The organism is Blastococcus colisei, from assembly GCF_006717095.1.
GTDB lineage: Bacteria > Actinomycetota > Actinomycetes > Mycobacteriales > Geodermatophilaceae > Blastococcus_B > Blastococcus_B colisei.
In genome coordinates, this window is record NZ_VFQE01000001.1 from 2,970,668 (window position 1) to 2,995,040 (window position 24,373).

Consider the following 24,373-nt stretch of genomic DNA (forward strand, 5'->3'; position numbering starts at 1 on the left):
GCTCGGTCCGGCTACCTCCGGTCGCGGGCGCGCTGGGCCAGCGTGCGGTCCGGGGCGCAGACGGCGCAGGGGGTGAAGCCGTCGGCGCGCGCCTCGTCGAGCGGCAGCGGGATGGCGGTGCGACCACCCAGGTACGCGCACCCGGTGAGGTGGTACCGGGGGTGCTCGTCGACGACCAGCACCTCGTCGGTGAGGTCGACCACCAGCAGCAGGTCGGTGACCTCCACCTCCTCCACCGGCGGGTCGCCGAGGTCCTCCGGAGGAGCCGGGGTGGTGCGCTCCGCGGAGGTTCCGCCGGCCGGGGCGTCGGCCACCTCCTCCTGGCTCGCGCTGCCCGCGGCAGCGGGGGCCACCGCCGTCACCGGGTCGGTCGATGCGCGGACCGTGGGCGCGCCCTCCGATGCTGTCGCGGCCCCGGCGGACCCGGTGCGCAGCCGGCGCCACACGACGACGAGCAGCACCGCGGCCACCAGGCACGCCCCGACGCAGGCCCAGTAGTAGGCGGTCAGCCCGGTGAGGATGCCTCCGACGAACAGCCCGAGGCCCAGGAGGACGAGGAGTGCGGCCGCCGCGATCACGGGCGATCCCCAGGCTCCGGGGCCCCGCGGCGGCCGGCGGCGGGCACGGCCCTCACCGGTCGACCTGGGCGACCCGCAACCCTGTCTGGGACGAGAAGACGTGCGCCTCACCGGGGCGGATGGCCACGTGCACCGTCTCGCCCTTGGCCGGCGGACGGCGGGCGTCGGCCCGCAGGACGAGGAGCATGTCCTCGCCGTCCTGCGAGGACTCGCCGTGCAACCGGCCGTACGCGAAGGCGTCCGAGCCGAGTTCCTCCACGACCAGGACCTCGACCGGGAACCCCTCCCCCGCGCCCACGAACTCGACCGCCTCGGGCCGGAACCCGAGCGTCGCCGTGCGGCTGCCCTCGGTGGCGAGGGTGGCGGCGGCCGAGCGCGCCAGCGGCACGGGGTGGCCACCGAGCATCGCCCCGCCCTCGGACAGCGGCACGGACACCAGGTTCATCGCCGGGGAGCCGATGAAACCGGCCACGAACTCGTTGGCGGGGTGGTCGTACAGGTTGCGCGGGGTGTCGACCTGCTGGAGGACGCCGTCCTTGAGCACCGCCACGCGGTCACCCATGGTCATGGCCTCGACCTGGTCGTGGGTGACGTACACGGTCGTCGTCCCGAGCCGGCGTTGCAGCCCGGCGATCTCGGTGCGGGTCTGCACGCGCAGCTTGGCATCGAGGTTGGACAGCGGTTCGTCCATGAGGAAGACCTGCGGCTGACGCACGATGGCCCGGCCCATGGCCACGCGCTGCCGCTGCCCGCCCGAGAGCGCCTTCGGTTTGCGGTCGAGGTACTGCTCCAGGTCCAGCAGGCGCGCCGCCTCCCGGACGCGCACCAGCCGCTCCTCCTTGGGCATGCCGGCGATCTTGAGCGCGAACGCCATGTTGTCCGCCACCGTCATGTGCGGGTACAGCGCGTAGTTCTGGAACACCATCGCGATGTCCCGGTCCTTGGGCGGCACGTGCGTCACGTCCCGGTCGCCGATGCGGATCGTCCCGTCCGTGACCTCCTCCAGGCCGGCGAGCATCCGCAGCGAGGTGGACTTGCCGCAGCCCGACGGGCCGACCAGGACGAGGAACTCCCCGTCGGCGATCTGGAGGTCGAGCGCGTCGACCGACGGGCGGGTCGCGCCCGGGTACACGAGCGTGGCGCGGTCGTAGGTGATGGCGGCCATGGGTCCCTTCCTGCGCCGGTGGACGATCGGCCCACTCTGGCACGCGGGGGTGCCCGCAACCAGGGTCCGGCGGTGGCCGGACACCTCCCGGGCGACAACCGTGATCCAGCCGTGACCTGCCCGTTCACGAAGGGATGACGCCTTCATAACGGTTGTCGAACCGAACCGTGACCCCCGCCTTCCCGACGTTATGGTCCGCGGGCAGGCACCCCGGCCGGCCCGGCCGGGGGCGCCCGTGTGGAGCCACGCAGTGCGGCGAGGCAGCCGCGGACGTCTGAGAGGGAACACATGAACATGCGCGCGAGAGGCCGGCGCTCGTCGGTCCTGGCCGGCGGCCTGGGTGTGGCACTGCTGCTCACCAGCTGTGGCGCCGACGAAGTGGACGGCGGCAGCGCCGGCGGCGGCTCCGCCGAGGCCTCCGAGTTCGAGCTCGACTGCGCGCCCTACGAGGAGTTCGGTGACCTCGAGGGCGAGACGGTCACCGTCTACACCTCGATCACCGACCCTGAGGACCAGCCGCACATCGACTCGTACGTGCCCTTCGAGGAGTGCACCGGCGTCGACGTGCAGTACGAGGGCTCCCGCGAGTTCGAGGCGCAACTGGTCGTGCGCGTCCAGAGCGGCAACGCCCCCGACATCGCCTTCATCCCGCAGCCCGGTCTGCTGGCGACTCTCGTCGACACCGGCGCGGTGGTCCCCGCTCCCGAGCAGGCCGCGGCGAACGTCGACGAGTACTGGGACGAGAGCTGGAAGGCCTACGGCACGGTCGACGACACCTTCTACGCCGCTCCCCTGGGCGCCAACGCCAAGTCATTCGTCTGGTACTCCCCGTCGATGTTCGAGGAGGCCGGCTACGAGATCCCGCAGACGTGGGACGAGATGATCGAGCTGTCGGACCAGATCGCCGAGAGCGGCGCCAAGCCGTGGTGCGCCGGCATCGCCTCCGGTGACGCCACCGGCTGGCCGGCCACCGACTGGCTCGAGGACGTCGTCCTGCGGACGGCCGGTCCCGAGGTCTACGACCAGTGGGTCAACCACGAGATCCCCTTCGACGACCCGCAGATCGTCGAGGCCCTCGACACCGTCGGCGGCATCCTGAAGAACCCCGACTACGTCAACGGCGGCCTCGGCGAGGTGCAGTCCATCGCCACCACCGAGTTCGGCGACGCCGGTCTGCCCATCCTCGACGGCAGCTGCTGGATGCACCGGCAGGCATCCTTCTACCAGGCCAACTGGCCGGAGGGCACCGAGGTCGCCGAGGACGGTGACGTCTTCGCGTTCCCGCTCCCGCCGATGGAGGGCGACGCCGCTCCGGTCCTCGGCGGCGGCGAGTTCACCGCGGCCTTCAACGACGACCCGGCGACCCAGGCGTTCCAGACCTACCTGTCCTCTCCGGAGTGGGCCAACATCAAGGCCCAGGTCTCCGGCCCGGGCTGGGTCAGCGCGAACACCGGTCTGGACGTCGAGAACCTCACCTCCCCCATCGACCAGCTCGCCGCCGAGCTGTTCCAGGACCCGGAGGCGGAGTTCCGCTTCGACGGCTCGGACCTGATGCCCGGTGAGGTCGGTGCCGGTGCGCTCTGGACGGGACTGACCGACTGGATCGCCACGGACAAGCCGACCGAGGAGGTCCTCACCGCGGTCGAGAACGCCTGGCCGGCGTCCTGATCGACGCGGGCCCGTCAGCGGACAGCTGACGGGCCCGCCCCGTCCCATCGTGGTCGGCCGGGGTATGGCGGCGGCGCGGCACGGGCAGCGCCGCCGCGATCCCCCGGCAGGCCCGTTTCCGAGGAGAGGTCGTCAGCGGTGCAGTGGTTCCTCGACGCGACCACCACGGGGCACAAGCTCGCCCTGATGGTGGTCGCCATCCTGCTGTTCGCCGCCGTGATGGGAGCCATCCTGTTCATGGTGGACCGGCCGAAACGGGTGCCGACCTGGGTTGTCGCCGCCGGCTTCCTCGGTCCCACGGTCCTGCTGCTCCTGATCGGCCTGGTGTACCCCGCCCTGGAGACCGTCCGCGGTTCGTTCTACGACCGCGACGGCTCGAACTTCGTCGGGTTCGACAACTACGTCACGGTCTTCACGACCGACAACTTCCAGACCGTCCTGCGCAACACCGTCCTGTGGGTCGTGCTGGTGCCGCTGGTCACCACCGCGCTCGGCCTGGTGTACGCCTACCTGGTCGACCGCACCCGGTTCGAGTCGCTGGCCAAGGCCCTCGTCTTCCTGCCGATGGCCATCTCCATGGTCGGCGCCGGCGTCATCTGGAAGTTCGTCTACGAGTTCCGCCCCGACCAGCCCGGGGTGAACCAGATCGGCCTGCTCAACAAGCTGCTGACGATGGTCGGGATGGAGCCGCAGCAGTTCCTCCTGAACGCACCGTCGAACACGGTGTACCTGATCGTCGTCATGATCTGGATCCAGGCCGGCTTCGCGATGACCGTGCTGTCGGCCGCGATCAAGGCGATCCCCGACGACATCGTCGAGGCCGCCCGGCTCGACGGGGTGAGCGGCGTGCAGATGTTCCGCTACGTCACGGTGCCCAGCATCCGGCCCGCGCTGGTGGTCGTCCTCACCACGGTCGCGATCGTCACGCTCAAGGTCTTCGACGTGGTCCGGACCATGACCGGCGGGCAGTTCAACACCAGCGTCGTGGCCAACGAGTTCTACACGCAGTCGTTCCGACAGTTCAACTTCGGCCTCGGCGCGGCCCTCGCGGTGCTGCTGTTCGTGCTGGTGATCCCGATCGTCGCCTACAACGTCCGCCAGCTGCGCCTGAGCGAGGAGATCCGATGACCACGACGACCCCCGTCATGGCCCCGGTTCCTCCTACGGATCGGAAGGTCTCCCGCACCGAGCGCCGAGCGGCGAAGGCGAAGAACAAGCTCAGTTCCCCCGCTGCCTCGGTCATCGCGATCGTCATCGCCGTCCTCTGGACGGTGCCCACTCTCGGCCTGCTGATCACCTCGTTCCGGCCGGAGCTCGACATCCGCCGTACGGGCTGGTGGACCGCGTTCACCGATCCGCAGTTCACCCTCGACAACTACAACGAGGTGCTCTACGGCGGGCAGACCAACTTCGCCTCGCTCTTCGTCAACTCGCTGGTCATCACGCTGCCCGCGGTGGTCATCCCGATCACCCTGGCGCTGCTGGCGGCCTACGCCTTCGCCTGGATCCCGTTCCGCGGCCGCAGCATCCTGTTCGTCGCGGTCTTCGCGCTGCAGGTCGTGCCGATCCAGGTGACGCTCATCCCGTTGCTGACGCTCTACGTCGACACCGGGCTGGCAGGCTCCTTCTGGACCATCTGGTTGTCGCACTCGATCTTCGCGCTGCCGCTGGCGGTCTTCCTGCTGCACAACTTCATGAAGGAGATCCCGGCCTCGCTGGTGGAGGCGGCCCGCATGGACGGCGCGGGCCACGTGAAGATCTTCTTCCAGGTGCTGCTGCCGCTGCTCACCCCGGCGATCGCCGCCTTCGGCGTCTTCCAGTTCCTCTGGGTGTGGAACGACCTGCTCGTCGCGCTCACCTTCGCCGGTGGCGCCCCGGACGTCGTCCCCCTGACGGTGCGGGTGGCCGAGCTCGCCGGTACCCGGGGCTCGGACTGGTACCTGCTCGCGGCGGGCGCCTTCGTCTCCATGGTGCTGCCCCTGCTGGTCTTCCTCGCCCTGCAGCGGTACTTCGTCCGCGGGCTCCTGGCCGGCAGCGTCAAGGGCTGACGGAGTACGACGAAGGGGCCCTGGACCATACGGTCCAGGGCCCCTTCGCGTGGGTACTTCGTCAGGCGGGTGCGTGCTGGTTCTGCCGGTTGGCCCCCGCGGGCTCGGCCGAGCCGCGGCTGTCGAGGTCGCGCAGGTGCGACTCGAGGTAGGACCGCAACCGCGTGCGGTACTCGCGCTCGAAGGTCCGCAGCTCCTCGATCTTGCGCTCCAGGCTGCTGCGCTTCTCCTCCAGACCGCTCATCGCCTCGACGTGCCGGCGCTCGGCGTCCTGCTCGAGGCTGGCGGCCTTCGAGCGGGACTCCCGCTCCATCGTCTCGGCCCGGGTGCGCGCCTCGGTCACCATGGACTCGGCGCGGTGCTTGGCCTCGGCGACCATCTGCTCGCTCTTGGCGCGGGCGTCGGACATCAGCCGCTCGCTGTTGGTCTTGGCACCGGTGAGCATCTGCTCGGCCTGCGCCTTGGCCTCGTTGACGTAGCGGTCCGCCGTCTCGGTGGCCAGGGCGAGCATGCGGGAGGCGCGGGCGCTGTCGTCCTCGCGGGGCTGCTGCACCGGCGGAGGCGGAGCGGCCACCGGGGCCGGGGCCGGCGCAGGCGCCTCGTCCATGCGGCCGCCGCGACCCACACCGGCCCGCAGCTCGTTGTTCTCCTCGATGAGCCGGGCGAGCTCGGCTTCCACGACGTCGAGGAATGCGTCGACCTCGTCCTCGTCGTAGCCCCGCTTGCCGATGGGCGGCTTCTTGAAGACGACGTTGTGCACGTCGGCAGGCGTGAGTGGCATCGGGGTCACCTCGGGTCGGACGGCGGGAACAGGGACGTTCTCGGACGGGCGGCGGCTCTGGTCCCGATGGGCTCAGGCATAGGCGAGCGACTGCGTGATGCTCCGGAGGATCAGCACGGCGATCAACAGCACCATAAACCCGAGGTCCAGTCGGATGGACCCCAGGTTCAGTGGTGGGATGACCTTCCGGACCGCCTTCAGCGGAGGGTCGGTCGTGGTGTAGACGACCTCGAGGCCTGCGGCGACGAGGCCGGTGGGGCGCCAGCTACGGGCCAGCACCATCACCCAGTCGACGACGAACCGCGCGAAGAGCAGGACGAGGAAGACGAGCAGCACCGACGAGACGATCTGCCAGAAGAGAGCCACGGTCCTCGTTCGTTCGGGGCACCTCGCGTGCCGTGTCCACAGTCGCGCGAGCTCCGGGAGCGCGCCTCACCTACCGCCTGGCCTCAGGACTGGTTGAAGAAGCCGCCTTCGCGGATCCGGGCCTTGTCCTCGGCCGTCACGTCGACGTTCTGCGGACTGAGCAGGAACACCTTGGCCGTGACGCGCTCGATACTACCGCGCAGTCCGAAGGACAGTCCCGCGGCGAAGTCGACGAGCCGCTTGGCGTCGGAGTCGTCCATCTCCGTCAGGTTCATGATGACCGGCATCCCGTCCCGGAACCGCTCGCCGATGATCCGCGCCTCGTTGTAGGTGCGCGGATGCAGCGTGGTGATCCGGTAGGGCTGCGGCGTCGGCGCGGGGGCCGGCTCGGCGACGACGGCGACCGGCTCACGGACGGCGAGCTTGGCCGCGGTGGCACCCACCGGGCCGCTGCCCATGGCGGCGCCGCCGCCACCGCCCATGGCCGAGCCACCGCCCATCGCGGAACCGCCCATGGCGCCGATCCGGGCCGGGCCCGCACCGGCGCCCGCCGGGGCGAGACCGATCGGGCGCCCGGCGCGCTCGCGGCGGACGGGGAGGGGCTCGGGCTCGCGGGTCGCGGGGAGCTCGTCCTCGAGGTCCTCGTCGACGTATCCGCGACCCGCGTACTCGTCGTCGTAGTGGTCGTCGTACCGGTCGTCGGCGTAGCGACCGCCGTAGCGACGGTCGTGCTCCGGGTGCTCGGACTGGCGGGCGTCGTACCGGCCGTAGCCGCGGGCGTCGTCGTCCTCGACGAGCCCCAGGTAGATACCCATCCTCCGCATGGCTCCGGCCATCGGACCTCCCCCTCTGCTGGCGTCCTCAGCGTCGCGTCTGAGTGCGATCGGCCGGGTCCGCGGGATGCTCCCGAGGACCGGGTGACCGGTGTGACTCGTGTGGCTGGTGAGTTCTGGTCTGGTCGCAGGGTAGGGGCCGATCCCCGAAGAGCGCGGTTCCGACACGCACGAGCGTGGCGCCGGCCGCGATCGCCGCTTCCAGGTCCCCGCTCATGCCGGCGGAGAGCTCGTCGGCCTCGGGATGGTCGGCCCGCACCTGCGCCGCCAGCACGGCGAGGCGGTCGAAGGCATCGCGCGGGTCCTCCCCACGCGGGGCCACCGCCATGAGGCCGCGCAGCCGCAGGCCGGCGGCGTCGCCCACGAGGTCGGCCAGGGCCGGCACGTCGGCCGGGGAAGCCCCACCACGCGCCGCCGCTGCCCCGGGCGCACCGCCGAGGTCGACCTGGAGGAACACCTCGATCGGCTCCTCTTCCCGCTCCTGGCCGGCCCGGTCCAGGACGCCGACCAGGGACGCGCGGTCGACCGAGTGCACCACCGCGCCGAGCCGGGCCACGGCGGCGGCCTTGTTGCGCTGGAGCTGCCCGACGAAGTGCCAGCGCAGCGGCACGTCGGGGAGTTCGGCCGACTTCTCCTGCAGCTCCTGGGCGCGGTTCTCGCCGAAGTCCCGTTGCCCCAGGGCGGCCAGAGCGCGCACGTCCGCGGCCGGCCAGGTCTTGCTGACCGCCAGCAGGTGCACCGAGGACGGGTCCCGCCCGGCCGCCCGCGCGGCGGCGGCGATGCGCACCCGGACCGCGTGCAGGTTCTCTTCGAGTCCGGCCATGCCCGCATCCTCCCAGCCCGGAGGAAGCGCCCGACCGTGATTCAGCCGAGCCAGACGATGCCGGCCTGCCGCCCGGTGACGCCGTCGCGTCGATGGGAGAACAGATGCGGGTCCTCCACGGTGCACCGGGGGTCCTGGACCACCTCCGGGATCCCTGCCCTGCGGAGGATCTCCTCGACGCCGGCCCGAAGGTCGAGACCGGGGGTCCCGCGCCGGGTCGGCACCGCGGCGGACGGCGCGACGCGGGCGACGTCGGCCTGCATGTGCTCCGGGACCTCGTAGCAGGCACCGCACACCGCGGGGCCGAGCAGCGCCGTCACGTGCCGCGCACGGGCTCCCAGGCTCGCCATGGTCGAGAGGGCGGCGGGCAGCACTCCCCGCCGGACCCCCTCGCGGCCGGCGTGCACAGCGGCGACCACACCGGTGTCGTGCTCGGCCAGCAACACCGGGACGCAGTCGGCGACGAGGACACAGAGGACCAGGCCGGGCGTGGCGGTCACGAGCGCGTCGGTGTCGGGCACCGGACCGCTCGGGGGCCCGTCGACGATCGCGACGCCGGTGCCGTGCACCTGCGACATCCAGACCAGCCGGTCCTCGGGCACGGACAGTTCGCGCGCGACCCGGCTGCGGTTGGCGGCGACGTCGGCCGCGTCGTCGCCGACGTGGTCGCCGAGGTTGAAGGAGTCGTACGGAGAACGGGACCGGCCGCCCCGCCGGTCGGTGACGACCCGTCGGGGCCGTACCGCCGGCGGGGCGGCCGGGGTGGAGCTCATCCGGCAGCCCTGGCTGCACGCGTGCCGCTCACTGCTTGAGGAACTCCGGGATGTCCAGCTCTTCCTCGAAGTCCTCGTTGGACAGCGGGCGCCGCCCGGCGACCGGCCCCGGGATCGGCGGCAGCGGAGGCACGGTGATGCCCCCGCCGTTCACCGCCGGGGCGGGACGGGACGACGTCGCCGCGGGCCCCGCCGGGGCGGCGTCGTTCGCCGGCGCGGCAGGTGCTGCCTGGGTCGCCTGCGGGACGACCCGCCGCTCCCCCGCCGGCTGGTTGGCCGCCGGGGTCATCGGCCGCCGGTACGGCGGCAGGCCGGCGGGTGCGGCGGCAGCCCCTGCCGGTGCCCCACCGACGACTCCGGCGGTGGTGGCGTCCTTGCGGGTGGGACGGCCGCTGTCGAAGCCGGCGGCGATGACGGTGACCCGCACCTCGTCACCGAGGGCGTCGTCGATGACGGCGCCGAAGATGATGTTGGCGTCGGCGTGCGCGGCGTCGGACACCAGCGAGGCCGCCTCGTTGATCTCGAACAGGCCCAGGTCCGAGCCCCCGGAGATCGAGAGGAGCACCCCGTGGGCGCCCTCCATCGACGCCTCGAGCAGCGGGCTGGCGATCGCCTGCTCGGCGGCCAGCAGCGCGCGATTGTCGCCGCGCGCGCTGCCGATGCCCATCAGCGCCGAGCCCGCCCCCGACATCACCGACTTCACGTCGGCGAAGTCCAGGTTGATCAGGCCGGGCGTGGTGATCAGGTCGGTGATGCCCTGGACACCGGACAGCAGCACCTGGTCGGCGGTGCGGAAGGCGTCCATCACGCTGACGTTGCGATCGCCCAGCTGCAGCAGCCGGTCGTTCGGGATCACGATCAGCGTGTCGCACTCGTTGCGCAGCTCCTCGATGCCCGACTCGGCCTGGACCGCGCGCCGCTTGCCCTCGAAGGCGAACGGGCGGGTGACCACGCCGATGGTCAGGGCGCCGAGCTTGCGCGCGATGGATGCCACGACGGGCGCCCCACCGGTACCGGTGCCGCCGCCCTCGCCCGCCGTCACGAAGACCATGTCGGCCCCCTTGAGGACCTCCTCGATCTCCTCGCGGTGGTCCTCGGCGGCCTGACGGCCCACGTCGGGCTGGGCGCCGGCGCCCAGGCCACGGGTGAGCTCACGGCCGACGTCGAGCTTGACGTCGGCGTCGCTCATCAGCAGCGCCTGCGCGTCGGTGTTGATCGCGATGAACTCGACCCCCTTGAGGCCGACCTCGATCATGCGATTGACCGCGTTCACCCCGCCGCCGCCGATGCCGACGACCTTGATGACCGCTAGATAGTTGTGCGGAGGTGTCATGCGGCGCTCCCCAACTGGACCCTCATCCTCAAGTTCAGCCTTACAGTTATGTCAACTCGGTCGACGGAGATGAAGTTAGGTGGGCCCGGAGAGGCCCTACAAGCACCCTCCGCGGGTCGGCGTGTCGGTAGCCTCGTTTCGCACCGTTCCCTGGCGACCCGTTGGTCACATCGACACCACTAGCTGTGACGACCCGCCCCGAAAACGTCTCATGCCGGGGTGCAGACCCTGTGAGCTCCCTGGGTCGGGAACTCGCAAAAGAGATGTTGCGTGTCGGGCGTGTCGCGGACCGCGGCGTGTCGGTCCGCCAGGCCCGGTGGAGCGGTCCGGAACCGCGGGCACACCGTCCGCGACCGGCAGCGGATGGAACGGCCCCGCGTCAGGGGCCCGCCCGAGCGTGCGAGGGATGGGGGGACGCGGGGTCCTTCTCCTAGCGGAGCACCACCGCGTCGGGGGTGCTGACGTCGATCGTCCCGGCCGGCTCGAGGCCGCCGGCGTCGATCTCCTCGAGCAGCCCGACCAGCGCCGCGGATTTCGCCCGCGACTCCGACGCGTCGCCCCAGCGCACGAGCGTCCCGTCGGTCAGCGTCAGCGAGATGTCGTCGGGAGAGGCCGCGGCCGCCCCGGACACCTGGGCCCGGACGTCGGCCGGCAGCGCGCTCACCGCGGCGATGCCGGCGAGCGTGGCCGGATCCTGCGGCCCGGGCGAGGCGACATCGAGCGGCACGACCCCGTCGGGGGTGCTGCCGGTCACCATGTCGAAGAGCACGCCCTCGGCGTCGACGAGCGACCGGCGTCCCGGCTCGCCGACAACGGCGACCGGCACCCGTTCCACGACGGTGATGACGACGCTGTCGGGCCAGTTCCGGGTGACCTCCACCTCGGCGACCTGCGGCAGCCGGGCCACCCGCACCTCGGCGGCCTCGACGTCGACGCGCAGCAGCGGCGTCCCGTCGCCGATGCCGGCGACCTCCTGCACCTGATCGGCGGGGAGGGTGACCAGCCCGTCCACGTGCACGTCGCGCACCGCGAGCACCGGCCCGGCGAGCAGCAGCCAGGCGAGGACGCCGACGGCGACCAGGGCCACCGCCGCCTGCAGTGCGCGACGGTTGCGCCGGTGCGGACGCCCACGCCGGCGGGGCAGTGGGGTGACCGGCGTGGCGGCACGCCGGGTGCTGCCGGCCCGCTGGTTGCCGTGCCGCTCGCGCCCCCGACGTCCCCGGGCCTGCCGCTCGGCTCCGGCCGACGTCTGCCGGTCACCGTTCCGGCTCCCTCGCCGCCGGGACGGTCCGCCGCGGTCCCGCGTCGTGGTCCCCGAGCGGCTCACCGCTCCCGGTCCTCCGCGACGCCGTCCGCGATCCCGTCGCCGTCGTCGGCCGCCAGCGCCTTCAGCACCTCCGGTCCCACCATCGACACGTCACCGGCGCCCATGGTCATCACCAGGTCGCCGGGCCGGGCCCGCGCGGCCAGCGCCGGAGCGGCGGCCGACCAGGAGGGCTCGAACAGCACCCGGCCCGGTGGCAGGGGCACCGCGTCGGCGACCATGGCGCCGGTGACGCCGGGGACCGGGTCCTCCCGGGCGCCGTACACGTCCATCACCACGACCTCGTCGGCCAGGCCCAGGGCCTGCCCGAAGCCCTCGGCGAACTCCTGGGTCCGGCTGTAGAGGTGCGGCTGGAAGGCGACGACCAGGCGCCCCTCCCGGGCGACGGCGCGAGCCGCCTTCAGCTGCGCGGTGACCTCGGTCGGGTGGTGGGCGTAGTCGTCGTAGACGCGCACACCCCCGACGACGCCCTTGAGCTCGAACCGGCGGTGCACGCCGCCGAAGCGGCCCAGGCCCTCGATCAGGTCGGCGACGGGCAGGCCGAGTTCCAGACCGGCCAGGAGGGCGGCGGCGCTGTTGAGCGCCATGTGCTCGCCGGGCACCTGGATCGCGACCCGGCCGAGCTCGGTCCCGTCGAGGGTGGCGGTGTAGCTGGTGGCGTCCGGGCCGACCTCCAGGCCGGTGAGTCGCAGGTCGGCGTCGCCGGTCAGCCCGTAGGTGCGCAGCCGGGCCGGGGTGGGGACCGTCCGCAGCCGGGCGGCGCCCGGGTCGTCGGCGCAGACGACGAGGAAGCCCGCGGGGTCGAGGGTCTGCAGGAACCGGTCGAACGCGGCTTCGACCGCCGCCAGGTCGCCGTAGTTGTCCAGGTGGTCGGCCTCGACGTTGGTGACGATGGCGCTGAACGGCGCCAGGAGCAGGAACGACCGGTCGCTCTCGTCGGCCTCTGCGACGAAGATGTCGCCCTCCCCGGCGTGCGCGTTGCTACCGGACTCGTTGAGGTCGCCGCCGATCGCGAAGGAAGGGTCGACACCGCACGCCTGGACGGCGACGGTCAGCATCGACGTGGTGGAGGTCTTCCCGTGCGTGCCGGCCACGGCCACGCTGCGCCGCCCGGCCATGACGGCGGCCAGGGCCACTGCGCGCGGCAGCACGCGGAGGCCACGCTCCCGGGCCGCGGCCAGCTCCGCGTTGTCGGGGCGGATGGCCGTCGAGACGACCACGGTGTCCGCCCCGGCGATGTTCGCGGCGTCGTGCCCGAGGGCCACCTCGGCCCCCAGTGCCCGCAGCGCCAGCAGCGTCGGGGTGTCGCGGCGATCGCTGCCCGAGACGCGGACGCCGCGGGCCAGCAGGATGCGGGCGATCCCGCTCATCCCGGCGCCCCCGATCCCGACGAAGTGCACGGCGCCCAGCTCCGCCGGCGTCGGGACCGGATCGGTCCACGCCGCCACGTCCGCGGCGCTCATCGCTCGACTCCGGACTCGTTCCGCTCCTCGCTCGACGCCCCCGGCCGCCTCCGCGGTCGCTCCGCTCCTCGCTCGCCCGTCGTTCTCGCGGCGCTCATCGGGCCACTTCGAGCACGATCCCGGCCAGCCGGTCGTCGGCGTCGGCCACCCCGGCGGCAGCGGCGTGACGGGCGTACCCGGCGAGCGCAGCCGGATCGGTCAGCAGGGGCGTCAGCTTGCCGGTGATCCAGCCCGCGTCGAGGTCGCCGTCCTCGACCAGCAGCCCGCCCCCGGCCTCGACGACCGGGAGCGCGTTGCGCCGCTGCTCGCCGTTGCCGATGGGCAGCGGCACGAAGGCCGCGGGCAGACCGACGGCCGACAGCTCGGCGACGGTGACCGCCCCGGACCGGCAGAGTGCGAGGTCGGCGGCGGCGTAGGCGAGATCCATGCGTTCCAGGTAGTCGACGAGCACGTAGGGGGCACTACCCGCGGGGCGCGCCGGGACAGTCACGTGCGTGTTCCTGGGCCCACGGGCGTGCAGCACCTGGATGCCGGCGTCCGTGAGCGCGTCGGCCGCCGCGACGGCCGCCCGGTTCAGCGTCTGCGCGCCCTGCGACCCGCCGAACACCAGGAGCGTGGGCCGGTCGGCGTCCAGGCCGAACGCGGCCCGCGCCTCCGCGCGGCGGGCCGCGCGGTCCAGCGAGCCGATGGCCGTGCGCAACGGCATCCCGACGTGCTCACCGCGGTGCAGCGGCGTGCCGGGCGCGGTCACCGCGACCCGTGCGGCCAGCCGGGCACCGATGCGGTTGGCCAGTCCCGGCAGCGCGTTCTGCTCGTGCACCACGATCGGCACCCCTGCCCGCCGGGCCGCCAGGTAGGCCGGCAACGCGACGTAGCCACCGAAGCCGGCCACGACGTCGGCGGACAGCTCCTCCAGCAGCGCGCGGGTCTCGGCCACTGCCCGGCGGACCCGGCCCGGCACGCGCAGCAGGTCCACCGTCGGCTTCCGGGGCAGGGGCACCGGCGGGATCAGCCGCAGGTCGTACCCACGGGCGGGGACCAGCCGGGTCTCCATGCCGCGGGCGGTGCCCAGGCAGGTGATCCGCAGGTCCGGGTCCCGGCGGCGCAGCGCGTCGGCCAGGGCCAGCATCGGCTCGATGTGGCCGGCGGTACCGCCACCGGCCAGGACGACGCTCGGGGAGACGCTCATCGAGCGCCTCCGGGCCGGCGCGGTGCCCCGGACGGCGGCGCCTGCCGGCGGGCGCTCCCCGCTCCGGCGGGTCGCCGCTCGCGAGGCTGGACGACCCGCCCACGGGACTCCGCGGCGCTGCGGGCGGCACCTCGCTCGAGGGGTACGGCCCGCGGCGGGACCCGCCGCGGCGGACCGGACCGCGGGTGCAGGACGGTGCGTCCGCCACCGGCGACCGTCCGGGCGGGCTCGCGGTCCGCCGGCAGGCGGCGCGGCCGGACCGGGTCGACGGCGGCCGCCGGCACGGGCAGCAGCAGCCGGGCCAGCCGGCCACGGGACTGCGCGCGCTGGAACTCGATCGCGGCGGGCTCGGACCGGGCGAAGCGAGCGAGCAGCCCGACGATGAACAGCGTCAGGATGAGGGACGTGCCGCCCGCCGAGATGAGCGGCAGGGTCACCCCGGTCACCGGCAGGAGCCCGACGACGTAACCCATGTTCATCGCCGCCTGGCCGACGAGCCAGACCGTGATGCCGACGCAGGCCAGCTGCACGAACCGGTCGGCCGAACGCCAGGCGATGCGGAAGCCGGCCCAGGCCAGGACGCCGTACAGCGCGATCACGACCAGGCAACCGAGGAAGCCGAGCTCCTCGCCGATGATCGCGAAGATGAAGTCGGACTCGGCCTCGGGCAGGATGTTCCACTTCATCGCGCTGTTGCCCAGACCGACGCCCCAGAAGCCGCCGGTGGCCAGCGCGTACATGCTGCGGATCGCCTGGAAGCCGCTGTCGCTGGGATCGGCGAACGGGTCGAGGAACGAGGTGACGCGCGCCATCCGGTAGGGGGCGGCCCAGACCATGACGGCGGCCAGGAGCGCCGCCGCGCCCAGGAACACGCCGAAGTACTTCAGGGGCATCCCCCCGGCCCAGAGCAGTCCGACGAGGACCAGGCCGAGGCTGACGACGCCGCCGAAGTCCGGCTCGGCGATCAGCAGCACCGCCAGGACCCCGAAGACCGGCAGCACCGGCACCAGCAGGGACGTCGTCGTCAGGTAGCGCTCGCGCAGGGCGAGGACGTGCGCACCCCAGAGCGCGAACACGAGCTTGGCGATCTCCGAGGGCTGCAGGAGCGCGAAGCCCAGGTCGAACCACTGCCGGGCCCCGTTGAGCTCCACGCCGATCCCCGGCACGAGGACGAGCACGAGCATCGCGACGACCACGAGCAGGCCGATCGGCGACCAGCGGCGGATCAGGCCCGTCGGCAGGCGCAGGGCGATGAGCATCGCGATCAGGCCCAGACCCGCCCAGACCACCTGCTGCACGCCCGGCGCCCAGGCGGACTGGTCGTCGAGGGCCGCCTCGATCGAGGAGGCGGAGAAGACCATGACCAGGCCGATGGCCAGGAGCAGCCCGGCCGGACCCAGGACCAGGTGCGAGCTGGTCATGGGCCCGTCGAGCCATGCCGGGCCGCGGAACCGCGGCGGGCGCTCGGGGCGGGACGGGGCGGCCCGGTCCCGGGCGGACCGCTCCGGAGACCGAGTGCGGGTACCGGCGGTCACCGGAGCCCGCCCGACCCGTCCGCCCACATGGCCCCATCGTCGCTGCTGAGGGCCCCGGCCAGGCCGATCCCCGGCGCGTGTCGCGGCAGGAGGGCAGATCGACGGCGGCGCTGTGATCGGCCGGTCACAGTCCGACGAAGCTCAGCCAGTCGGCATAGAACAGGCCGATCCCGAACGCCACGGCCATCGCCGTCACCAGCCAGAACCGCACGATGACGGTGTTCTCCGTCCAGCCGGCGAGCTCGAAGTGGTGGTGCAGCGGCGCCATGCGGAACACCCGCCGGCGGGTGGCACGGAAGAAGGCCACCTGGATGACCACCGAGAGCGTGACGGCGACGAACAGACCGCCCAGGACCACGAGCAGCAGCTCCGTACGGGTCACGATCGCCAGACCCGACAGCAGCCCGCCGAGGGCCAGCGAGCCGGTGTCTCCCATGAAGATCCGGGCCGGGCTGGTGTTCCACCACAGGAAGCCCAGACAGGCGCCCAGTCCCGCGGCGGCCACCAGGGTGACGTCCAACGGGTCCCGCACGGTGTAGCAGCCCTCGATCAGCTCGTTGGCGCAGTCGTGGGTGAACTGCCAGAAGGAGATGAAGACGTAGGAGGCGAACACCATCGCCGAGCAGCCCGCCGCCAGTCCGTCGAGGCCGTCGGTGAGGTTCACCGCGTTGGAGAACCCGGCGATGAACAGGTACGCCAGGATCACGAAGGCAACCGTGCCCAGCGCGAACGGGGCGATGTCCCGGACGTAGGAGACGACCGTGGACGCCGGCGTGACGCCGACGGTGTTCGGGAAGTTGATCGCCAGCACCGCGAACGCCACGCCGACGACCAGCTGGCCGACGAGCTTGGCGGTCTTGTTGAGCCCCAGGCTCCGGCGGTGCCGGATCTTGAGGTAGTCGTCGAGGAACCCGACCGTGCCCATGCCGACCATCAGGAACAGCAGCAGCAGCCCGCTGGCGGTGAAGCCCCAGTTGTCCTGGTCGGCGAGGAAGAGGTGCGCGGCGACGTAGCCGCCGACGGTCGCCCCGACGATCACCGTGCCGCCCATCGTGGGCGTGCCCTTCTTCGACAGGTGGCTCTCGGGGCCGTCGTCCCGGATCTCCTGACCCAGCCCCTGCCGGCGGAAGGCACGGATGGCCAGCGGCGTGAGCAGGATCGAGATGATCATGCTGAACCCCGCCGCGATCAGGACCGACCTCATGCGCCGGTCCCGGTCGTCAGCAGGTCGGCGGCGAGCAGCTCCAGCCCGTAGGCGCGGCTGGCCTTCACGAGGACGACGTCACCTGGACGGAGCACCTCCGAGAGCAGCTCACGGGCAGCGGCCCGGTCCGGCACGTGCACCGACTCCTCTCCTGCGCGGCGGCCGGCGGCTGCCGCACCCTCCGCTATGCCTACCGCATCGGCACCCACGGCAACGATCAGGTCGACCCCGGCGTCCGCCGCGTCCCGGCCCAGCCGCTCGTGCTCGGCCGGCGCGTCGGGGCCCAGCTCCCCCATCGCCCCGAGCACGGCGATCCGCCGGGCCGCGGGCAGGCCGGTGAGCGCCGCGAGGGCGGCCCGCATCGACTCGGGGTTGGCGTTGTAGGCGTCGTTGACGACGGTCACCCCGTCGGCGCGCCGGTCGACCTCCATGCGCCAGCGGCTGCGGGCGGTGGCGCCCGACAGGGCGGTGGCGACGTCGGCCGGGCGCATCCCGGCGGCCATCGCGGCGCCGGCAGCCGACAGCGCGTTGGCCACCTGGTGCTCGCCGGCCACCTGCAGCGCGACCGGGTGCTCCTCCCCCGCGGTAACCAGCGTGAAGCGGGGCCGGGCGGCGTCGTCCAGCGTCACGCCGGTCGCCCGCACGTCGGCGTCGGCGCCCCGGCCGGTCGTGACCACCCGGGCGCGCGTGCGCGCCGCCATGCCGAGCACGCGCGGGTCCTCGGCGTTGAGCACGGCGGTGCCCTCCTCGGGCAGCGCCTCGACCAGCTCGCCCTTCGCCTGCGCCGTCCCCTCGGGGGTGCCGAACTCGCCCAGGTGCGCGGACCCCACGTTGAGCACCACGCCGATCCCGGGCGGAGCGATCCGGCACAGCCGGGCGATGTGCCCCGGACCGCGCGCCCCCATCTCGAGCACCAGGAACCGGGTCGTCCCGTCGGCGTCGAGCACCGTGAGCGGCAGGCCGATGTCGTTGTTGTAGGAGCCGGGCGGGCTCACCGTCGGCCCGGCCGCGGCGAGCACCTGGCCCAGCAGGTCCTTGGTGGAGGTCTTGCCCGAGGAACCGGTGATGCCCAGCGTCCGCAGTCCCCCGGCGGCCAGCCGGGCGTGGACGCCCGCCGCCAGCCGGCCCAGCGCCACGACCGGGTCGTCGACCACCACCGTGGGCAGTGCGTCGTCGGCCCGGGTGGCGAGCGCGCCCACCGCACCGGCCGCCGCCGCGGCGCCGAGGAAGTCGTGGCCGTCGACCCGCTCGCCGACGACCGCCACGAACAGGTCGCCCGGTGCGACGGCGCGCGAGTCCAGCGTCACCTTCCCGGTGACCCGAGCGTCGGCGGGCACGGTCAGGGCCCCACCGGCGAGCGCCGCCACCTCGCGCAGGGTCAGCTCGATCATGCCGAAGTCTCCAGGGCGGCCGTGGTCCCGCCGATGACCTCGCGGAGCACCTCGCGGTCGTCGAACGGGTGCACGGTGCCGGCGACCTCCTGGCCGGTCTCGTGTCCCTTCCCGGCCACCATCAGCGTGTCGCCCGGCCGGGCCAGCGCGACGGCCGCCGCCAGCGCCTCCCGCCGTCCTGCGACCTCGTGGACCTCCGCCCGACGATCCGGCGGCACGTCCTCCACCCCGGCGAGCATCGCGGCGCGGATCGCCGCGGCGTCCTCCGAGCGCGGGTTGTCGTCGGTGACCACCAGGACGTCGCTGCCGGCCGCGGCGGCCGCGCCCATCGCGGGCCGCTTGCCCGGGTCGCGGTCGCCTCCGCATCCGAGCACGGTGATCAGCCGGCCGCCCGTGGCGCCGCGCAGCGCGGCCAGGGCGGTCGTGACGGCGTCCGGCGTGTGCGCGTAGTCGACGACGGCCACGAACGGCTGGCCGGCGTCCACGGGCTCCATGCGACCGGGCACCACGGTCGCGGCGATGCCGGTCAGCGCCGTCTCGACGGGGATCCCGACGGCGTCGAGCAGCGCCACCGCCAGGACGGCGTTGGCCACGTTGAAGCGCCCCGGCAGCCGGACGCGCGCCGGCCAGGTGCGCCCGCCGGGCCCGGCCAGCGTGAAGGTCGAGCCACCGTCGGGGGCGGCCGAGACGTCCGAGGCGACCCAGTCGGCAGCCCGGTCGGAGGAGCCCTCGATCGACACCGTGCCGGCGTCGGGTCGCAGCCCGGCCAGGCGGCGGCCACCGTCGTCGTCCACGGTGATCACCTCGCGGCCGGCCCGGCCGTCGAAGAGCATCGCCTTGGCCTGGAAGTAGTCCTCGAGGTCGCCGTGGAAGTCCAGGTGGTCGCGGCCCAGGTTGGTGAAGCCGGCGGCGGCGAACCGCACGCCGCCCACCCGGCCGAGCACCAGGGCGTGGCTGGAGACCTCCATGACCACCGCCGAGACCCCCGAGCCGGCCATCGTGGCGAGCAGTGCGTGCAGGGCCGGCGCCTCAGGGGTGGTCCGGACGCTCGGGAGGGCCGTGACGGTGGGCGAGCCGTCGGCGTCCCGGCCACGGGTCCGCGTCTGCACGGTGCCGATCAACCCGGTGCCCAGCCCGGCCTCGGCCAGGCCCGCCTCGACCAGGTAGGCGGTGGTGGTCTTGCCGTTCGTGCCGGTGATGCCGATGACCGTCAGGTCCCGGCTGGGGCCGCCGTACACGCGGTCGGCGACCACGCCGAGGAGGGCCCGCGGATCCTCGACGACGCAGATCGGCAGGCCGGTGCCGCGGGCGGCCTCGAGGCCCGTCGGGTCGGTGAGGACGGCGACGGCACCCCGCTGGGCCGCGTCGGCGGCGAAGCACGCGCCGTGCGTCCGCGCACCGGGCAGGGCCGCGTAGAGGTTCCCCGTCCGCACCTCGGTGGACGCGAGGGTCACGCCGGTGATCAGCGGGGCCTGATCGGGAGTGCCGGCGACGGGCACGCCCACGAGATCGGCCAGGTCGGCCAGGGTCAGTGCGCTGGCCTGCGGTCGGTCCCCCGCGGGCCGGGGCGCCGACCCGCCGTCGGTCGGGGTCACGGGGCTCCAATCTACCGGCGGGCGCCGGTCGGACCGCGCACCTCGGCCGGACCGTCGTCCGCGGGCAGTGCGGAAGTGCCCGCCGCCGCAGGGCCGGCCGGATGCGGGGTCGGGTTCAGGGGGTGCCGGTGAGCGCGAAGTCCGGCCGGGCGGTCCCCGAGGGGACGACGCCGTCGGCGGTCAGGGCGAAGCGCAGGATGTCGGCGAACACCGGCGCCGCCACCTGCCCGCCCTCGGCATTGCTCGTCGGGCGCTCGAGGTCGACGGCCACCACGTACTGGGGGTCGTCGGCCGGCGCGAAGCCGACGAAGGTGGTCACGTACCCACCGCCGGCGTAGCAGTTGCACTCGGGGTTGGCCCGCTGGGCGGTGCCGGTCTTCCCGGCCACCCGGAAGCCCTCGATCTGGCCGAGCGGCGCGGTGCCGCCGGGCCCGACCACCGCCTCGAGCATGTAGGCCATGTCGTCGGCGGTCTCCTCGCTGATGACCCGGGTGCCCTCGGGGTCCGGGGTCTCGGCGGCCCGGCCGTCGGGGCCGGTGAGCGAGTCGACGACGCGCGGGGGGATCCGCACCCCGTCGTTGGCGATGGTCTGGAAGACCGAGGCCATCTGCAGCGTCGTCACCGACACGCCCTGGCCGATCGCGACGTTCGCGGCGCGGATGCCGCTCCAGTCGTCGGAGTCCTGCAGGATGCCCGCGCTCTCTCCCGGCAGCTCGATGCCGGTGGCCTCGCCGATGCCGAAGGCGCGCAGGTACTCCCCCAGCTTCTGGTTCCCCACCTCGCGGGCCAGCATGATCGTGCCGACGTTGCTCGACTTGGCCAGGATCCCGGTGACCGTCCAGTCGACCGGCTCGTGGTTGGACGCGTCGGAGACCACCCGGTCGCCTGCCTGGATCTGCCCGTCGACGGACAGGACGGTGTCCGGCTCGGCCACCCCTTCTTCGAGGGCGGCCGAGAGCGTGACGGCCTTCATGACCGATCCGGGCTCGAACACGCTGGACACGATGGGGTTGCCGAGCAGGTCGGGATCGGTCGCCGAGTAGTTGCCCGGGTCGTAGCCGGGGCACGAGCCCATGGCGACCACCTCGGCCGTTCGGACGTCGAGGACGACGGCGGAGGCGCGGGTCGTCGCGCCGTCGGCACACGCCTCCCCCAGCCGCTGCTCGGTCACGTACTGCAGGTCCTGGTCGATGGTCAGGTTCACCGAGTCGCCGTCGGTCGCGGGCGTGGACTCGTCGATGCCCGACGGGATGGGATGGCCGCCGCTGCCCACCTCGACCCGGCGCTCACCGGGGGTGCCCGCGAGCTCGTCCTGGAACGTCTGCTCGATACCGGCGAGACCCGCGCCGTCGTGCCCCACGAACCCGATGACCTGACCGCCCACGGTGCCTGCCGGGTAGAGCCGGACGGGGTCGTCCTGGAGCACGATCCCCGGCAGCTCCAGCGCCTCGATGGCGTCGGTCGTCTCCGGCGGGACCTGCGCGGCCAGGACGACGTACCGCCCTTCTTCCGAGAGTTTCCCGGTCAGTTCCGGGACCGGGACGCCCAGCAACGTCGTCAGGGCCAGTGCGGTGCGCTCCGGGTCGCGGACGACGGTGGGGTCGGCGACCACCCGGGACGCGTCGACGGTGTAGGCGAAGGGGTTGCCGTCGCGGTCCAGCACCGCCCCCCGGAGAGCGGCCACGGAGAAGGTCCGCAGCCGGTCCTGCTCGGCCGCATTGGCGTAGTCCGCGCCGTCCACTCCCTGCAGGTGGGCCAGCTTGCCGACGACGAGGACGAGCAGGGTGATCATGATGGCGAGACCCCACCGGTTGCGGAGGCTGCGCTGGCCCATCGACAGGCCGACGTCGCTGCGCCTGCTGCCCGGGGTGCGCCGGGGCGTGAACGGGCCGGGCCGGCCGGTCGCGCGGCCGACCGACCGCGGACCCGCCCCACCACTCCCTGGGCCGGTGTTCGGCACGTGTCAGTTCCCGTCCCCGGGTGCGGCCGGAGCGCCTTCCAAAGCAGGGGCCGGAGCGGGGCTGCCGCGCAGCACGGACCCGCCGTCGGGGTCGATGACGAGGTAGGCGGCCGGGCCGGCCGGGACCAGGCCGGCCGCGACCGCTGCCGCCGCGATCTCGGCGGGCGTGCCGCCGCTGACGACCTGCTGCTCGAGCCGCTGCACCTCCTGGGCCCGGGCGGCGTTGTCCGCCCGCAGCTCGGTGGCCTGGAGGGAGTCGACCGCGATCGCGGTGTTGAGGATCAGCAGGCCCAGCGTGGTGCCGACCAGCATCGCCACGACCAGCAGCACGAAGGGCGCGCGCGGGGAACGCAGCGCGCGGGGCGCCCGGCGCCGCGACCGCACGCTGGGGATGCCGGGGACCAGGCGCAGGTCGGGGCGGGGTGTGGTCCGGGCACCGGTGCGCGGTCCGGCGACGCCGGGGACTCGGGCGGTGGCGCGGGTCATGCGGCCCTCCGGATGCGTTCGGCGGCGCGGACTCGCGCGGACGCGGCCCGGGGGTTGGCGGCGAGCTCGTCGGCCGAGGCAGCCTCGCCGCCGCGGGTGAGCAGGCGCAGGACCGGTCCCAGCTCGGGCACCGGCAGGGGGAACTCCGGTGGGGTGCGGTCGACCGCCTCGGCGGCGAGGGTCTGCTTGACGATCCGGTCCTCGAGGGAGTGGAAGGTGAGAACGACGACCCGCCCGCCGACGGCGAGGGCCTCGATCGCCGCCGGCAGCGCCCGCTCGAGCACGCCGAGCTCGTCGTTGACCTCGATGCGCAGCGCCTGGAACGTCCGCTTCGCCGGGTGCCCTCCGGTGCGGCGGGTGGCGGCCGGGATCGACTCGCGGACGAGCTCGGCGAGGCGGCCGGTGCTGGTGAACGGCTCCCGGGCCCGCTCGCGCTCGATGGCCGCGGCGATGCGGGAGGCGAAGCGCTCCTCGCCGTAGACCCGGAGGACGCGGGCGAGCTCCTTCGGCGAGTAGGTGTTGACGATGTCGGCGGCGGTGCGCGGTGTCTCCGGGTCCATCCGCATGTCCAGCGGGGCGTCGGCGGAGTAGCTGAAGCCGCGGTCGGGGCGGTCCAGCTGCAGCGAGGAGACACCGAGGTCGAACAGGACCCCCTGGACCTCGTCGATGCCCAGGCGGGCGAGCACGTCGGGCAGCTCGTCGAAGACGGCGGGCACCAGGGTGGCGCGGTCGACGTGACCTGCGGCCTCGATCCGCCGGGCGGCTTCGGCGCGCGCCTCGGGGTCGCGGTCCAGGCCGATCAGCCGGAGGCCGGGGTGGGCGTCGAGCATCGCGAGGGCGTGCCCGGCCAGCCCCAGGGTGGCGTCGACCAGGACGGCGCCGTCGGCGGAGCAGGCGGGGGCGAGGAGGTCGGTGACCCGCTCGAGGAGGACGGGCACGTGCACCGGGCGGCCGGGCTCCGGCGCCTCGGTGCTGCTCATCGTCGCTGCCTCTCGAACGGTCCGGGGTTGCTTCCCGGAATGGTGCCGCGCGGCCGGACCCGAAAGTGGGACGCAACGGTTCCGCTGGGGGTGGTGGGGCGGGGAGGAGACAGTGGGGCGGAGTGGGGGCGGGAGTTCTGCGCCCGGGGGGAGCCCGCCCCCCGCGGGGCCGCCTGGCGTCGGGGAAGAGCGTCAGGTGGCGTCCCGCGGGGGCGGGGTGGTCCGCCCACCCGCGTGGCGAGCTCTGCGAGGACGCGGGACCGAGCCGCGGGGAAGGCGGCTGGGGCCCGGGCCGGTCGAGCCGCGGGGAAGGCGGCTCGAACGGAGGAGGCGTCCTCGAGAGGCCCGCTCTGGCGGGAGGAGGCGATCCCGGGGATCACGACAGCGTCGGCATCCCCTCGCTCTCCAGGTCGGCGTAGGCGGCCTCCAGTTCGGCCACGTAGGCCTCCCAGTTGGCGGCGTCCCAGATCTCGAAGCGGGTGTCCACGCCGACGATGACGACGTCGCGGTCCAGCCCGGCGTACTCGCGGAGGCTCGCGGGGATGGTGATGCGGCCGGTCTTGTCCGGCTCGATCTCGACCATCGACCCGAAGCTCATGCGGGCGGCCATGCGCGCCCGGGCGGTGTCCGACGGCGCCATCGCGGCCATCGCGGCGCTCTGCTCGGCGACCCGGTTCATGGTGAGGCCGTAGATGCAGCGCTCCTGGCCCTTCTTGATCACCATGCCGTCGGCCACCTGGTCGCGGAAGCGGACGGGGAGGGCGAGCCGGCCCTTCTCGTCGAGCCGCAACGGGTAGCTGCCGACGAACACCGGATCACCCCCTGCATCTGTCCTCCACTGGCTCCGCAGCGACCCCTGGTCGGCCCCTGCCTCCCCA

The 24,373-nt window shown here is 73.6% G+C and carries 22 protein-coding genes; 3 read left to right on the plus strand and 19 right to left on the minus strand.

What is annotated here, in order from left to right:
• Positions 1-11: 11 nt before the first annotated feature.
• Together FHU33_RS25020 and FHU33_RS14090 are read right to left on the minus strand one after the other, a co-directional pair.
• Positions 12-578 (minus strand): hypothetical protein, encoded by a 567-nt coding sequence (locus FHU33_RS25020; RefSeq protein WP_170182455.1) that lies wholly within the window; start codon positions 576-578, stop codon positions 12-14.
• A gap of 52 nt (positions 579-630) precedes the next feature.
• Complete coding sequence (locus tag FHU33_RS14090; RefSeq protein ID WP_142025903.1) at positions 631-1,743, minus strand: ABC transporter ATP-binding protein; 1,113 nt, start codon at positions 1,741-1,743, stop codon at positions 631-633.
• 294 nt (positions 1,744-2,037) lie between these two features.
• Between FHU33_RS14090 and FHU33_RS14095 the strand changes: the two genes are divergently transcribed.
• The 3 genes from FHU33_RS14095 to FHU33_RS14105 all read left to right on the plus strand — a co-directional run bounded on the left by FHU33_RS14095 (position 2,038) and on the right by FHU33_RS14105 (position 5,459).
• On the plus strand, positions 2,038-3,411 hold the full coding sequence (locus FHU33_RS14095) for an ABC transporter substrate-binding protein (RefSeq protein WP_142025904.1): 1,374 nt from the start codon (positions 2,038-2,040) through the stop codon (positions 3,409-3,411).
• Between the two features lie 138 nt (positions 3,412-3,549).
• On the plus strand, positions 3,550-4,539 hold the full coding sequence (locus tag FHU33_RS14100) for a carbohydrate ABC transporter permease (protein WP_211355132.1): 990 nt from the start codon (positions 3,550-3,552) through the stop codon (positions 4,537-4,539).
• Positions 4,536-5,459 carry a carbohydrate ABC transporter permease gene (locus FHU33_RS14105; RefSeq protein WP_142025905.1) on the plus strand — a complete coding sequence of 308 codons (924 nt, stop codon included), beginning with the start codon at positions 4,536-4,538 and terminating at the stop codon, positions 5,457-5,459. The genes FHU33_RS14100 and FHU33_RS14105 overlap by 4 nt, the downstream gene beginning before the upstream one ends.
• 61 nt (positions 5,460-5,520) lie before the next feature.
• On the opposite strand, the gene wag31 is transcribed toward FHU33_RS14105, so the two are convergent.
• From wag31 to mraZ, 17 genes are all read right to left on the minus strand, one after another.
• A complete protein-coding gene (gene wag31, locus FHU33_RS14110) occupies positions 5,521-6,240 on the minus strand; it encodes a DivIVA-like cell division protein Wag31 (RefSeq protein ID WP_142025906.1) in 720 nt (239 codons plus the stop codon).
• Positions 6,241-6,312: 72 nt separating this feature from the next.
• The gene (locus tag FHU33_RS14115) at positions 6,313-6,606 is read right to left on the minus strand and encodes a YggT family protein (RefSeq protein ID WP_142025907.1); all 294 of its coding nucleotides are present in this window, start codon (positions 6,604-6,606) and stop codon (positions 6,313-6,315) included.
• 83 nt (positions 6,607-6,689) lie between these two features.
• Entirely contained in the window at positions 6,690-7,442 is a 753-nt protein-coding gene (locus tag FHU33_RS14120; protein WP_142025908.1) for a cell division protein SepF, read from the minus strand.
• A 25-nt stretch (positions 7,443-7,467) separates the two neighbouring features.
• The gene (locus tag FHU33_RS14125; RefSeq protein ID WP_142025909.1) at positions 7,468-8,262 is read right to left on the minus strand and encodes a YggS family pyridoxal phosphate-dependent enzyme; all 795 of its coding nucleotides are present in this window, start codon (positions 8,260-8,262) and stop codon (positions 7,468-7,470) included.
• 41 nt (positions 8,263-8,303) lie between these two features.
• The gene (pgeF, locus tag FHU33_RS14130) at positions 8,304-9,035 is read right to left on the minus strand and encodes a peptidoglycan editing factor PgeF (RefSeq protein ID WP_142025910.1); all 732 of its coding nucleotides are present in this window, start codon (positions 9,033-9,035) and stop codon (positions 8,304-8,306) included.
• A gap of 28 nt (positions 9,036-9,063) precedes the next feature.
• A complete protein-coding gene (gene ftsZ / locus FHU33_RS14135) occupies positions 9,064-10,368 on the minus strand; it encodes a cell division protein FtsZ (RefSeq protein ID WP_142025911.1) in 1,305 nt (434 codons plus the stop codon).
• A gap of 430 nt (positions 10,369-10,798) precedes the next feature.
• Positions 10,799-11,695, minus strand: coding sequence for a cell division protein FtsQ/DivIB (locus tag FHU33_RS14140; protein ID WP_246063617.1), 897 nt, complete (start codon positions 11,693-11,695; stop codon positions 10,799-10,801).
• The gene (gene murC, locus FHU33_RS14145) at positions 11,692-13,155 is read right to left on the minus strand and encodes a UDP-N-acetylmuramate--L-alanine ligase (RefSeq protein WP_142025912.1); all 1,464 of its coding nucleotides are present in this window, start codon (positions 13,153-13,155) and stop codon (positions 11,692-11,694) included. Before murC ends, FHU33_RS14140 begins: the two co-directional genes overlap by 4 nt.
• A gap of 94 nt (positions 13,156-13,249) precedes the next feature.
• The gene (gene murG, locus FHU33_RS14150) at positions 13,250-14,344 is read right to left on the minus strand and encodes an undecaprenyldiphospho-muramoylpentapeptide beta-N-acetylglucosaminyltransferase (protein ID WP_142025913.1); all 1,095 of its coding nucleotides are present in this window, start codon (positions 14,342-14,344) and stop codon (positions 13,250-13,252) included.
• A complete protein-coding gene (gene ftsW, locus FHU33_RS14155) occupies positions 14,341-15,765 on the minus strand; it encodes a putative lipid II flippase FtsW (protein WP_142025914.1) in 1,425 nt (474 codons plus the stop codon). Before ftsW ends, murG begins: the two co-directional genes overlap by 4 nt.
• A 238-nt stretch (positions 15,766-16,003) precedes the next feature.
• Entirely contained in the window at positions 16,004-17,083 is a 1,080-nt protein-coding gene (mraY, locus tag FHU33_RS14160) for a phospho-N-acetylmuramoyl-pentapeptide-transferase (protein WP_142025915.1), read from the minus strand.
• The gene (locus FHU33_RS14165; RefSeq protein WP_142025916.1) at positions 17,080-18,474 is read right to left on the minus strand and encodes a UDP-N-acetylmuramoyl-tripeptide--D-alanyl-D-alanine ligase; all 1,395 of its coding nucleotides are present in this window, start codon (positions 18,472-18,474) and stop codon (positions 17,080-17,082) included. Before FHU33_RS14165 ends, mraY begins: the two co-directional genes overlap by 4 nt.
• Positions 18,471-20,069 (minus strand): UDP-N-acetylmuramoyl-L-alanyl-D-glutamate--2,6-diaminopimelate ligase, encoded by a 1,599-nt coding sequence (locus FHU33_RS14170; RefSeq protein ID WP_142025917.1) that lies wholly within the window; start codon positions 20,067-20,069, stop codon positions 18,471-18,473. The genes FHU33_RS14165 and FHU33_RS14170 overlap by 4 nt, the downstream gene beginning before the upstream one ends.
• A 115-nt stretch (positions 20,070-20,184) precedes the next feature.
• Entirely contained in the window at positions 20,185-22,029 is a 1,845-nt protein-coding gene (locus tag FHU33_RS14175; RefSeq protein ID WP_142025918.1) for a peptidoglycan D,D-transpeptidase FtsI family protein, read from the minus strand.
• A 3-nt stretch (positions 22,030-22,032) separates the two neighbouring features.
• Positions 22,033-22,515, minus strand: a complete 483-nt coding sequence (ftsL, locus tag FHU33_RS14180; protein ID WP_142025919.1) for a cell division protein FtsL — start codon at positions 22,513-22,515, stop codon at positions 22,033-22,035.
• Entirely contained in the window at positions 22,512-23,495 is a 984-nt protein-coding gene (gene rsmH / locus FHU33_RS14185; RefSeq protein WP_142025920.1) for a 16S rRNA (cytosine(1402)-N(4))-methyltransferase RsmH, read from the minus strand. The genes ftsL and rsmH overlap by 4 nt, the downstream gene beginning before the upstream one ends.
• Before the next feature lie 376 nt (positions 23,496-23,871).
• Complete coding sequence (mraZ, locus tag FHU33_RS14190; protein ID WP_142025921.1) at positions 23,872-24,306, minus strand: division/cell wall cluster transcriptional repressor MraZ; 435 nt, start codon at positions 24,304-24,306, stop codon at positions 23,872-23,874.
• Between the last annotated feature and the right edge of the window lie 67 nt (positions 24,307-24,373).

Coding starts and splice junctions, on each gene's coding strand:
- FHU33_RS14090 (WP_142025903.1), bottom strand. CDS start 1,743: ATGGCCGCCATCACCTACGACCGCGCCACGCTCGTGTACCCGGGCGCG.
- FHU33_RS14095 (WP_142025904.1), top strand. CDS start 2,038: ATGCGCGCGAGAGGCCGGCGCTCGTCGGTCCTGGCCGGCGGCCTGGGT.
- FHU33_RS14105 (WP_142025905.1), top strand. CDS start 4,536: ATGACCACGACGACCCCCGTCATGGCCCCGGTTCCTCCTACGGATCGG.
- wag31 (WP_142025906.1), bottom strand. CDS start 6,240: ATGCCACTCACGCCTGCCGACGTGCACAACGTCGTCTTCAAGAAGCCG.
- FHU33_RS14120 (WP_142025908.1), bottom strand. CDS start 7,442: ATGGCCGGAGCCATGCGGAGGATGGGTATCTACCTGGGGCTCGTCGAG.
- FHU33_RS14125 (WP_142025909.1), bottom strand. CDS start 8,262: ATGGCCGGACTCGAAGAGAACCTGCACGCGGTCCGGGTGCGCATCGCC.
- pgeF (WP_142025910.1), bottom strand. CDS start 9,035: ATGAGCTCCACCCCGGCCGCCCCGCCGGCGGTACGGCCCCGACGGGTC.
- ftsZ (WP_142025911.1), bottom strand. CDS start 10,368: ATGACACCTCCGCACAACTATCTAGCGGTCATCAAGGTCGTCGGCATC.
- murC (WP_142025912.1), bottom strand. CDS start 13,155: ATGAGCGCCGCGGACGTGGCGGCGTGGACCGATCCGGTCCCGACGCCG.
- murG (WP_142025913.1), bottom strand. CDS start 14,344: ATGAGCGTCTCCCCGAGCGTCGTCCTGGCCGGTGGCGGTACCGCCGGC.
- ftsW (WP_142025914.1), bottom strand. CDS start 15,765: ATGACCAGCTCGCACCTGGTCCTGGGTCCGGCCGGGCTGCTCCTGGCC.
- mraY (WP_142025915.1), bottom strand. CDS start 17,083: ATGAGGTCGGTCCTGATCGCGGCGGGGTTCAGCATGATCATCTCGATC.
- FHU33_RS14165 (WP_142025916.1), bottom strand. CDS start 18,474: ATGATCGAGCTGACCCTGCGCGAGGTGGCGGCGCTCGCCGGTGGGGCC.
- ftsL (WP_142025919.1), bottom strand. CDS start 22,515: ATGACCCGCGCCACCGCCCGAGTCCCCGGCGTCGCCGGACCGCGCACC.
- rsmH (WP_142025920.1), bottom strand. CDS start 23,495: ATGAGCAGCACCGAGGCGCCGGAGCCCGGCCGCCCGGTGCACGTGCCC.